Annotated in this window: 4 protein-coding genes and 1 pseudogene; 1 reads left to right on the forward strand and 4 read right to left on the reverse strand. The window is 72.9% G+C overall.

The window, feature by feature from the left end:
• The 4 genes from ACWC9T_RS38565 to ACWC9T_RS38580 all read right to left on the reverse strand — a co-directional run.
• Positions 1-7,245: amino acid adenylation domain-containing protein (locus ACWC9T_RS38565; protein WP_449825705.1), on the reverse strand; the 7,245-nt coding region annotated here is incomplete at its 3' end.
• 450 nt (positions 7,246-7,695) lie between these two features.
• Positions 7,696-7,926, reverse strand: coding sequence for an MbtH family protein (locus ACWC9T_RS38570; protein WP_449825706.1), 231 nt, complete (start codon positions 7,924-7,926; stop codon positions 7,696-7,698).
• 487 nt (positions 7,927-8,413) lie between these two features.
• A complete protein-coding gene (locus ACWC9T_RS38575) occupies positions 8,414-9,682 on the reverse strand; it encodes a cytochrome P450 (protein WP_449825707.1) in 1,269 nt (422 codons plus the stop codon).
• A 28-nt stretch (positions 9,683-9,710) separates the two neighbouring features.
• Entirely contained in the window at positions 9,711-11,078 is a 1,368-nt protein-coding gene (locus ACWC9T_RS38580; protein WP_449825708.1) for a glutamine synthetase family protein, read from the reverse strand.
• A gap of 209 nt (positions 11,079-11,287) precedes the next feature.
• On the opposite strand from ACWC9T_RS38580, the pseudogene ACWC9T_RS38585 reads away from it, so the two are divergent.
• Positions 11,288-11,386: pseudogene (locus ACWC9T_RS38585) on the forward strand (large ribosomal subunit protein bL28); the annotation flags it as partial.

An 11,386-nucleotide genomic window follows, 5' to 3' on the forward strand; every position in this document is an offset into this window, starting at 1 on the left:
TTGCAGGACCATGTGCAGGGTCGCGCCGTGGGTGCGGGCGAGTGCGGTGAGGTCGCGGTGCAGGGTGGCGGGGATCTCGAGGGGGACGCTGGCGCCGTGGTGGGAAGCGGTGGCGGGGCGGGGGTGGTCGGTGGGCAGTGCGAGTTCTTCCGGCAGGCCGGCCAGGGCCGACCGCCAGTAGGTCAGCTGCTGGCACTGCAGGGCGGTCGGGTCAGCGGCGTCGCCGAGGAGCTGGTGCTGCCAGAGGGTGAAGTCGGCGTACTGGACGGGGAGTTCGGCCCAAGCAGGGGCGTCGCCGGTGGTGACGCGGGCGGTGTAGGCCTGAGCGAGGTCGCGGCCGAAGGGAGCCATCGACCAGCCGTCGGCGGCGATGTGGTGCACCACCAGCACGAGCACGTGCTCGTCGGCGGCGGCCGTGAACAGCGTGGCGTGCAACGGTAGTTCGGTGGCGAGGTCGAAGCCGTGCGCGGCCGCGCCGGCCACGGCCTCGGCCAGCACGCGCTCGTCCCAGCCGGCGGCGTCCTCGACGGTGAGCGGGTTGCCGAGTGTGTCGGGGTTGAGGATGTGCTGGTGCGGCTCGCCGTCGGTGGCGGGGAAGACCGTGCGCAGGGCCTCGTGGCGGCGCAGCACGTCGCGCAGTGCCTCCGCCAGCGCGGCGTGGTCCAGGATGCCGGTCAGACGCAGGACGACCGGGATGTTGTAGGTGGCGCCGGGGCCCTCAAGCCGGTTGAGGAACCACAGGCGGCGCTGGGCGGGCGACAGCGGCAGCACGGTGGGCCGCGGTACGGCGGTCAGCGCCGGGCGGGCCGGTGCGGCCCCCTCCAGGCGAGCGGCGAGGGCGGCGACGGTGGGGGCTTCGAAGAGCGCGCGGATCGGCAGTTCGGCGCCGAGGGCACCGCGGATGCGGCTGACCAGGCGGGTGGCCAGCAGGGAGTGTCCGCCGAGGTCGAAGAACGAGTCGTCCATGCCGATCCGCGGCAGTCCGAGCACCTCCGCGAACAGCGCGGCCAGCACCTCCTCCCGCACCGAGGTCGCAGCCCGGCCGCCGGCCGCGCCGGCGTACTCCGGGGCGGGCAGGGCACGCCGGTCGAGCTTCCCGTTGGGCGTCAGCGGCAGCGCGTCGAGCAGCACGACGGCGGCCGGGACCATGTACTCGGGCAGCCGCTCCCGCACGAACGCGCGGATCCCGGCAGCATCGACCGCCGGGGCGGCAACGGCGTACCCGACCAGCCGGCGGTCACCCGGAGTGTCCTCCCGAACGGCCACCGCGGCCTGTGCGACCTCCGGATGGGCAGCCAACGCGGCCTCCACCTCGCCGAGTTCGATCCGAAACCCGCGGATCTTCACCTGGTCGTCCGCCCGGCCGAGGTACTCCAGCACCCCGTCCGCCGTCCAGCGGGCCAGGTCGCCGGTGCGGTACATGCGCCCTCCTTGCCCGCCATCGGGCAGGAGGGGCCCATGGCCCGGCGCTCCGAACGGGCAGGCGACGAAGCGCTCGGCGGTCAGGCCGGCCCGGCCCAGGTAGCCGCGGGCCAGCTGGGCACCGGCCAGGTACAGCTCGCCGGGCACGCCCAGCGGGGCTGGCTGCAACGCCGGATCAAGCACGTAGGCACGGGTGTTCGCGAGCGGGCGGCCGATCGGCGGCGCGCCGTCGGTCCCGGGCTGGGGCCCGGAGCCGAGATCGGCGACGGTCGCCCAGACCGTGGCCTCCGTCGGGCCGTACAGGTTTACGGCCGCCGTGGCCGTCCGCGCGATCCGCTGGGCGAGGGCGGCGGGCAGCGCCTCGCCGCCAGTGAGGACGCGCACCCCGCGCAGCTGCTCGGCGTGCGCGGTCAACAGGGTCTGCCAGAGCGCGGGCGTCGCCTGCATGACCGTCACCCCCATCCGCTCGACCAGGCCGGCCAGCGCGGCCGGCTCGCGGACGGCGGCCTCGTCGGCCAGCACGACACGGGCGCCGACCAGCAGCGGCAGGTACAGCTCCAGCACATGGATGTCGAAGGCCACCGTGGTCACCGCCAGCAGGCGGTCGGCCTCGGTCAGCGCGACGTGCTCCGCCATGGCCGCGGTGAAGCAGGCCAGCGCAGAGTGGGTGATGGTGACGCCCTTGGGACGGCCGGTCGAGCCCGAGGTGTAGATGACGTACGCGGGGTGCGCCGGCAGCAGCGGGGAGGTGCGCTCGGCGTCCGTCAGGTCGTCCGGGTCCAGCCCGGCCAGGGCCGCGCGGGTCTCGGGCGCGTCGAGCACCAGCACCGCCCCGTGCTGGACGGCGCCCAGGCTGACCAGGTCGGTGACGACCAGCGCCGGCGCCGCGTCCGCCAGCAGATGGGCGACCCGCTCGGCGGGGTGGGCCGGATCGACGGGGAGATAGGCGGCGCCGCTCTTGAGCACGGCGAGCAGGGCGACGACCAGGTCGGCCGAGCGCCGCATGGCGACGCCGACCAGCCGCTCCGGACCGGCCCCGCGCGCGATCAGCAGCCGGGCCAGCCGGTTGGCCCGGGCGTTGACCTCGGCGTAGCTCAACTCAATGTCACCAGAGCCGAGTCCGCCGGGCTGGACGATTGCCGTGGCGTCCGGTGTGCGGCCCGCCCGCGCCTGGATCAGCTGCGGTACAGGGGCGTCCGGTACGGGGGCGGTGTGGTTCCAGTCGGTCAGCACTCGGCGCCTGGTCGGCGAGTCGAGGACGTCGAGACGGTGCAGCGGAGTGTCCGGGGCGCTGTCGAGCACGTCGGCCAGCCGTGCGGCGGCGGTGCTCACCAGCGCGGCCACGGCCCGCGGGTCGATCGCCGCGGTGGCCTGGATGGTGAGCACGAAGCCGCCGCCGGTGTCGTCGACCGTCAGGGCCAGCGGGAAGCTGCCCTGCTCCCGGGCGTACAGCAGCTCCGTCCCGGCGAACCCGGCCAGCGTGGCGCCGGGCAGCGGCGCGGCGGCGGAGCGGTGGCGGTAGTTGAGCAGGCTGGTGAAGAGCGGCGCCGGCGCTGCGACCCCGCTCGCCGCCTGGGCCAGGGCGAGCGGCGCGTGCTCGTGGTCGAGCAGGTCGGCGAGCTGCACCTGCAGCGCCCGGACCGCATCGGCGGCGCCGGTCGTGGTGGCCACCCGCACCGGCAGCGTGTTGAGGAACAGGCCGAGCGCCCGGTCGGCGGCGCGTCCGGCCTGCAGTCGGCCGACCAGGACGGTGCCGAAGACCACCTCCTGCCGTCCCGTCGTGGCGGCCACCACCCGGGCCCAGGCCAGGTGGAAGAGCACCGCCGGGCTCACGCCGAGCCGCCGGGCGGCCGCGCGCAGCCGGGCGGCGGTCCGCGGATCCAGCGGCAGGCTGCTCTCCGCGCTGCCGCCGGCGGCCGCCCGGAGGTCCAACCGGCCGTACGGAGCAGTGGGTTCGGTGACGTCGCCGAGCAGGCGGGTGAAGTACGCGCGGTGTTCGGCGGCGGGGACGCCGAGCCGGGCCTGGGCGACGAAGTCGCGGTACGGCGTGGCGGCGGGCAGCTCGGCGCCGTGCCCGTCGAGCAAGGTGCGGACCTCGTCGAGCAGGATCTCAAGCGTTCTGTGGTCGGTGACCAGGTGGTGCATGCGCAGCAGCAACAGCCAACCGTCGCTGCCGGGTTCGGCGGCGAGGTGGAGGTGCAGCAGCGGCGCCCGGCCGGGGTCGACGCCGGCCGGGCCGGCCGCCAGCAGCCGGGCCACCGGGTCCGCGTCGGGCTCGACGCAGCCGTCGTGGTCGAGTTCGTGGACCGTCAGCGGCGCGTTCCGCAGCACCACCTGGACCGGCTCCGGTAGCCCCCGCCAGACGAACATGGTCCGCAGCGCGTCGTGGCGGTCGATCACCTGCCGCAGCGCGGCCAGGAAAGCCTCCACCCGCTCCCGGCCGGCGAATCGCAGCACCGCGGAGAACACGTAGGCGTTCGCGGCGCCGCTGCGGCCCTCGCCGTCGCCCTCGCCCTCGCCGAGCAGGTGGTGGAAGAGCATGCCCTCCTGCAGCGGGGCCAGCGGGTAGATGTCGGCGATGTTCGCGGCACCGCCGGGCACCGCGGCGGTGATCCGGTCGAGCTCGGCGGCGGTGAGCTCGACCAGCGGCAGCATCGCCGGGTTGAGCTCGGTGGCGCCGGCGGGTATAAGGTTCGCCGGGACCGCTACCGGGGCCCGGCCGGTCGCGGCGGCCAGCGCGGCGACGGTGGGCGCGGTGAAGAGCGTGCGCACGTCCAGGCTCACCCCGCGGGCCCGGGCCCGCTCCACCAGGGCGACGGCGAGCAGCGAGTGCCCGCCCAGTTCGAAGAAGCTGTCCTCGACGCCGACTTCGGGCAGCCCGAGCACCTCGGCGAACAACTCGGCGAGCAGCTGCTCGCGCTCGGTGGCGGGCGCCCGGCCGGTGCTGCAGAACTCCGGGGCGGGCAGCGCGCGGCGGTCCAACTTGCCGTTCGCGGTCAGCGGCAGCGCGTCGAGGACCACGACGGCCGAGGGCACCATGTGCCCGGGCAGCAAGCCGCCCGAGTGCGCCCGCACCGCGGCGCCGTCGAGTTCGGCGGCGGCAGGGCCCGGCACCACGTAGCCGACCAGCCGGCGGTCCCCGGGCAGGTCCTCGCGCACCACGACCGCCGCCTGCGCGACCTCCGGGTGGCCGGCCAGCGCGGCCTCCACCTCGCCGAGTTCGATCCGGAACCCGCGGACCTTCACCTGGTCGTCGGTGCGGCCGAGGTACTCCAGCTGGCCGTCGGCGCGCCACCGCACCAGGTCGCCGGTGCGGTACATGCGCTCGCCCGGTTCCCCGAACGGGCAGGCGACGAACCGCTCGGCCGTCAGCCCGGCCTGGCCCAGGTAGCCCCGGGCCAGCTGGACGCCCGCAAGGTACAGCTCGCCCGAGCAGCCCACCGGCGCCGGGTGCAGCGTCGAATCCAGCACGTACACCCGGGTGTTGGCGATCGGCCGGCCTATCGGCACGGCCCCGGGCAGTGCGGTGGCGCCGGGTGCCAGTCGGTACTCCAGGCAGCCGACCGTGGCCTCGGTCGGACCGTACTCGTTCACCACCGTGGCCTGCGGCCGGGCAATCCGCCAGGAGTTGACCGCCTCGCCCAGCAACTGCTCACCACCCAGCACGAGTTCACCGATCGGCGAGTAGCCGTCGGGCAGTGCTGCGAGCAGCGGAAGATGGCTCGGGGTGCCCTTGAGGAAGGTGACCGGCGCCTGGCCGTGCCGCGCGCCCGTCTCCAGCGGCGCGATCTCGACGCAGCCGCCGCTGATAAGCGGCCCGTACAGGGCGGTCACCGGCAGGTCGAAGGCGACTGAGGAGTGCAGCAGCGTCCGGCCCCGGAGCGAGGGGTACGAGCTGGTGCTCCAGGTCAGGTAGTGGGCCAGCGCGGCGTGCTCGACCACGACGCCCTTGGGCCGCCCGGTGGAGCCGGAGGTGTAGATCACGTAGGCGGGGTGCGCGGGAAGCAGTGCGGCCCGGGGCACGGTGTCGCCGCTCAGCGCGTCCAGCTCCCGTGCCACCGCGGCGTCGTCCAGCACCAGCGGACGAACGCCGGCGGCCTCGGCCCAGGCCCGCGAGGTGACCACGAGCGCGGGCTGGGCGTCGTCCAGCAGGTGGGCGATCCGCTCGGCGGGGTTGCCCGGGTCGACCGGCAGGTACGCGCCGCCGGCCTTCAGTACCGCCAGCAGCGCCACCACCAGCTTTGGCGAGCGTTCCAGCAGCACGGCGACCAGTGACTCCGGCCCCACACCCCGGTCGGTCAGCAGCCGGGCCAGGCGGTTGGCCCGGGCGTCGAGCTCGGCGTACGTCAGCTCCGTGCCCGCGTGCGCCACCGCCACCGCGCCGGGCGTGCGCGCTGCCTGCCGCTGGAACAGCTCGGGCAGGGTGGCGTCCGGCAGTTCGGTGGCGGTGGCGTTCCAGTCGGTGACGAGCCGGTCGTGCTCGGCGGTGTCGAGCAGCCCGATCCGCGCGCCGAGGGTCTGAGGGTCGAGCTCGGCCAGCGACTCCAGCAGCCGGGCGAACCGCTCGGTGTGCGCCCGCACCTCCTTGTCCTGGTAGGCCGCGGGGTTGGCGTTCAGTGACAGCCGCAAGCCGTGCTGTTCGCCGCGGTCGTAGACGACGAAGTCCAGGTCCTCGACCGCGCCGTTGGACAGGTTGTGCACGGTGGCGGGGTGGCCGCCGAAGCGCAGCTCCTGGGCGAAGGCCATCACGTTGACCGTCGAGCCGAACAGCCGGTCGCCGGTGCCGACCGCGCCCAGGTCGCGGCCGATGTCCTCCAGCCGGTAGTGCTGGTGCCGCAGCGCGCCGCGGACGGCCTGGCTGGTCAGTCGCACCAGGTCGGCCAGCGGCGCCTGCGCCGGCACCGTGATCCGGATCGGCAGCGAGTTGGCCAGCATGCCGGGGACGGTGCGCTGCAGGTCGTTGGTCCGGGCGGTCACCGGCAGGCCCAGCACGACCTCGGCGGTGCCCGTCAGCCGCGCGACGTACAGCGCGGCCGCGGCCGTGACCAGCACTGGCAGGGCGGTGCGCAGCCTCCGGGCCGCCGCCCGCAGCCGGGTCGCCGTCTCCGGGTCCACCGCCACGGTGTGGCGCAGGAAACCCGCCGAGGCAGGCGCGAACCGGCCGCTCAGACTCACCGCCTCGGGCCGGTCGACCAGGGTCTCGGCCCAGAACGCGCGGTCCTTCGCGAACTGCTCGCCGGCCCGGTAGGCCGCCTCCTGCTCCAGCAGCCGGCCGAACGAGGGCAGCGGCGTGCCGGTATCCGCCCGGCCCTCGACCAGTGCGGTGTAGATCTCGGCGCCTCGCTGGGCCAGCAGGAAGCCGCTGTAGCCGTCGATCGCCACGTGGTGCGCCCGATGGAACCAGAAGAACCGGTCCGGCCCGGCGGGGAAAAGCGTCGAGGTGTAGAGCGGGCCGCGCGCCAGGTCCATCGGCTGTGCCAGGTCCGCGCGCATCCGAGTGAGCGCGGCTGCCCACGGGTCGTCCGCGCCGCTGACGTCCACCACCTCGACGGCTGCCTCGAGCGCCGGGGCCGGATCGGGCAGGACGGCCTGGCGCGGCTGCCCGTCGACCTCGCGGAAGCAGAGCCGGGTCGCCTCGGCCTCGCCGATCAGCTGCCGCACTGCGGCCTCGAGTAGCACCGCGTCCACCGAGCCGTGGATCTCCATGCACTCGGCGACCTGGTACGCCGTGCTGTCGGGGGCCAACTGCTGGGCGAACCACTGGCCGAGCTGCCCGGTCATCAGGTTCTGCGGTTCCTGGCCGAGGCCCTCGAAGCTGGACACGTGCGCACCTTTCGGGGTCGAGGGGATTGAACCGCCCATTGCTGAAGCGCGCAGGAGGACGCATGAGCCTGTTCGAGTGATGTCTGACTGCCGGCCCGCACGTTGGTGACGTGCTCGCGCAGTCGGCCGGCGCGATCCGGCCCGCAGGGCTCGGTGCCGGCGTCAGGGCCCCTGCTCCACCGGGGTGATGGTTCAGGGGGCTCCCGGTTGTCCCCGGCCGAGCCCGCGTCGCCAGGTCGGCAATGGATGCCGGGCCGGACCTCGCGTCAGGAGGTCCGTCGCCAGCGGGTTGATGACACCGGGGGACGAGTGCGCCCGGGGCCGGTTCCGGGTGGACGGCCCAGCCGAACCGCTCCTGATCAGTCCCCAGGAGCCAACGGTGGTCCGGCCGGTCAAGGGAGGTGGCTGCGGGTTCTCAGTCGTGGTGGAGCACCCGTCAGCCGGCCCGGGTCAGCTGCCGGCGCCGTCCGCGGCCGCCGCCATGGCCGCGACCAGGCTCTGCGGGCGCATGTCGGTCCAGTGCTGCTCGATGTGCTCGAGGCAGGCCGCGCGCCCGGCCGTGCCGAACACCGTGTCCCATCCTGCCGGCACCTCGGCGAACGCCGGCCACAGCGAGTACTGGCCCTCTGCGTTGACCAGCACCAGGTACTCGGCGTCCGGGTCCTCGAACGGATTGGTCATGTCGGCTCCTCGCGCAACGGGGATTTCGAAAGTCGGTGGAAGGCGAAAGGAAACACCCCGGCATCCGTCGCACGCGTCCGTGAGGCGCGGCAGGCGCCCGGACGACTCGGGGTTCTTGACGGCTCACTTTAAGGGCACGTCAGAAGGTGCCGCGGGGGCAAACCGGGGCAAAATGATCGAGCGTGCAGGTGATTAGTCTCACAGCACGCTTCTGAACCTAAACGGGATCCCGGAAGTCCTGACGGAGAATCAGTTTGGGCCATGGACGCGTACGATGAGCGACTGGGCGGGACGTAGACGCCTTCGAAGACCAGCTGGTCACGTCGCCCGAGTGAGCGCCCTGAGCAGTACGCCATGATTCGCCAGCACCTGGATGGGCGACACCGCCGCGTCGTCGAGCACAGCTGCGCGCTGCGCAGGAACCTGCGGGTCTGGCGTCCTGTTCATCCGGGGACGCACACGTGCCGGTCGCCCCGCGGTCGAACCGTCAGGCGAGGGTGACCTCGACCGGCAGCTTCTTGATGCCGTTGACGAAGTTGGAGCGGACCCGGGGGACGTCCCCGGCCAGGCGGATGCTCGCGAGGCGGGGGATCAGTTCCTCGAACATGATGCGGATCTCGGTGCGGGCCAACAGGTTTCCGAGGCACAGATGCGGGCTGCCCTTGCCGAAGCTGACGTGGTCGTTGTTCTGCCGGGCGACGTCGAGGTCGTAGGGGTTGCCGAAGACCTTCTCGTCGCGGTTGCCGGAGGCGTACCACATGACGACCTTGTCGCCCTCCCTGATCCGCTTGCCGCCGAGATCGACGTCGCGGGTTGCGGTGCGACGGAAGTGGTAGACCGGGGAGGCCCAGCGCAGGAACTCCTCGACTGCGGTGGTGATCAGCGAGGGGTCGGCCTGCAGGCGGGCCAACTGCTCGGGGTGCTGCATGAGGGCCAGCATCGAGTGGGAGATGGTGTGTCGTGTGGTCTCGTTCCCGGCCACCACCAGTAGCAGGAAGTAGTTGTCGAAGTCCTGTGCGGACAGCGGAACGCCGTCCCGCGGTGTCTCGTTGACGAGCCGGGACACCAGGTCGCTGCCGGTGCCGCCGCGGCGCTGCCGGGCGAGTTCGCGGCCGTACTCGAAGACTTCGAGCGAGGCGGGGGAGCGGAACGGCAGGTCGCGGTACTTCTCGCTCTCCTCGCTGTCGAGCAGGACATCGGCGTAGTCGGGGTCGGTGTTGCCGATGATCCGGTTGCCCCAGTCGATGAGCCGCTGGTTGTCCTCCGGGGGAACGTCCAGCAGCCGGGCGAGGACGTTGATGGGGAAGTCGGCGGAGACCTCCTTGACGAAGTCGAAGCTGCCCTTGGCAAGGGCGGCGTCGAGGGTCTTCGCGGTCAGGCCGCGCAGGAAGTCGGCGTACTGATTGATGACTCCCTGGCCGAACTGGCGCTGGAGCAGGCTGCGAATCGCGCGGTGGCGGACGCCGTCCATCTCCAGGATGGAGGCGCGCTTCTTGATCTGGTCCTCGTCGACCTCTTCGAGGTTGACGAACTTCGTGGAGGTGAAGGTCTCGGCGTCGCGGTCCACCCGGGCGATGTCCTCGTGGCGGGTGACGGCCCAGAAGCCGTGGTTGGGCTCGGGCTCGGGCTGCCAGTGGACCGGGTCCTCGTGGCGGAGGGTGTGGAACATCCGCCAAGGGGTGACCCCGTCGAGGAACTTGTCGGTGTCGGCGAGGTCGACCTCGTCCAGCGGCATGGGGTCGAACGGGTTCGGCATGGGTTCTCCAGGGAGTGCTGCGGATCGGTCAGAGGTGGTAGGAGTACTCGGCGAACTCCCAGTCAGTGACGTGCCGGTGGAAACGGGCGACCTCGTCGCGCTTGTAACCGAGGAAGGAGTCGGTGAAGGATTTGCCGAGGACGTCCACCAGCGCGGTGTCGGCCTCCAGCGCGTCGAGCGCGGCGGGCAGGCTCATCGGCAGCATCCGGGACTTCTCGGGGTCGTAGCCGTAGCCCTCCAGCGGTGCGGGCGGCTCCTGGGCTTCCTGGACGCCGAGCAGGGCGGCGGCGGTGAGGGCGGCGATGGCGAGGTACGGATTGGCGCTGGCGTCGCCGAGGCGCAGTTCGAGGCGGGCGCCGGAGCCGCGCTCGGGCGGGATGCGGACCATGGCGCTGCGGTTGTCCAGGCCCCAGTCGATGAGCCAGGGGGCGAGGGTGTTCGGACCGAACCGCTTGTAGGAGTTGACGGTCGGATTGAGCAGCGCGGCCAGTGCCGGGGCGTGGGCCAGGATGCCGGCGATGGCGTGGCGGCCGGTGTCCGAGAGGCCGAAGGGGGCGGCGGGGGCGGCGGGGGCGGCGAAGACGTTGCGGCCGTCCTCGTCCTGGCAGGAGAAGTGCAGGTGGAAACCGGAGCCGCCCGCGTCGTTGAACGGCTTGGCCATGAAGGTGGCGAGCCGGCCCTCGCGCCGGGCCAGTTCCTTGACGGCGGCCTTGAAGAGGAAGGCCCGGTCGGCGGCGTCCAGGGCACCGGAGTGGGTCAGGTTGATCTCGAACTGGCCGGCGTCGAACTCGTGGTTTCCGCTGACGACGCCGATGCCCAGGTCGCGCACCTGCCGCAGCGTGCGCAGCAGATGGTTGTCGGGGTCGGCGCGCAGCCCCGCGGTGTAGACGACGCCGTCGACGGCCTGCGAGTAGCGGCGCCACCCGGCCGGAGAACCGGGGGCTTCGTCGAGCAGGAAGTACTCCAGTTCGGGACCGACGACGGGCCGCAGCCCGGCATCGGCGCAGCGGGCAAGGACCGTGCGCAGCAGGTCGCGCGGCGACTCGGGGGAATGGGTGCCGGTCGCGGGGTCGGTCGCGTCGCCCAGGCACCAGGCGACGCCGGGTTCCCATGGGAGGGCGTGGACGGTGTCCAGGTCGGGGTGGACGGAGACGTCGGGCAGCCCGGCGTCCAGGCCGCCCGCGACCGGGACCACACCGCCCCGGGGAGTGGTGTGGTAGACGGCGCGGCAGAAGGCCAGGCCGTGCTCGGCGGCCGACGGCAGGTGGCCGTGTAGGACGTCGCGGCCCCGGTCGGTGCCGATCAGGTCTGGGTAGATCACCCGGACCACGTCGATGCCCTCGGCCTCCAGGCGGTCCATGTGCTGCCGGACGTCGGGGGTGTCGGATGCGCTCACGGGCGAATCTCCTCGGACGGGCGGTGGGGCACCTCCCAGCTTCGTGGGCCCGGGGAAGGGGAGGTGGTCATTTGACATCAAACGGTAAGCAGGGGCGCCCGTCGCCGCAAGGGGTTCGGGCTGTAAATCTATCCATGTGGATAGGCATTGACCGGCCCCTTTGATCCGCCTATCTTGTTTGAAGCCAAACGAGAAAGGGGCTCGCGCCCCTTGCCCACTCTCACCGCCGTACCCCCCGTCGTTGGAACCCCAACATCCAGACGGTGCGCGCTGTGATTGGGCGGACGCCGAAGCGGCTCAACGTCTGC

The organism is Kitasatospora sp. NPDC001159, assembly GCF_053598235.1.

Bases quoted from the DNA above. Each gene is read 5' to 3' on its own strand.
- ACWC9T_RS38570 (WP_449825706.1), bottom strand. From the start codon at position 7,926: ATGACCAATCCGTTCGAGGACCCGGACGCCGAGTACCTGGTGCTGGTC.
- ACWC9T_RS38575 (WP_449825707.1), bottom strand. From the start codon at position 9,682: ATGCCGAACCCGTTCGACCCCATGCCGCTGGACGAGGTCGACCTCGCC.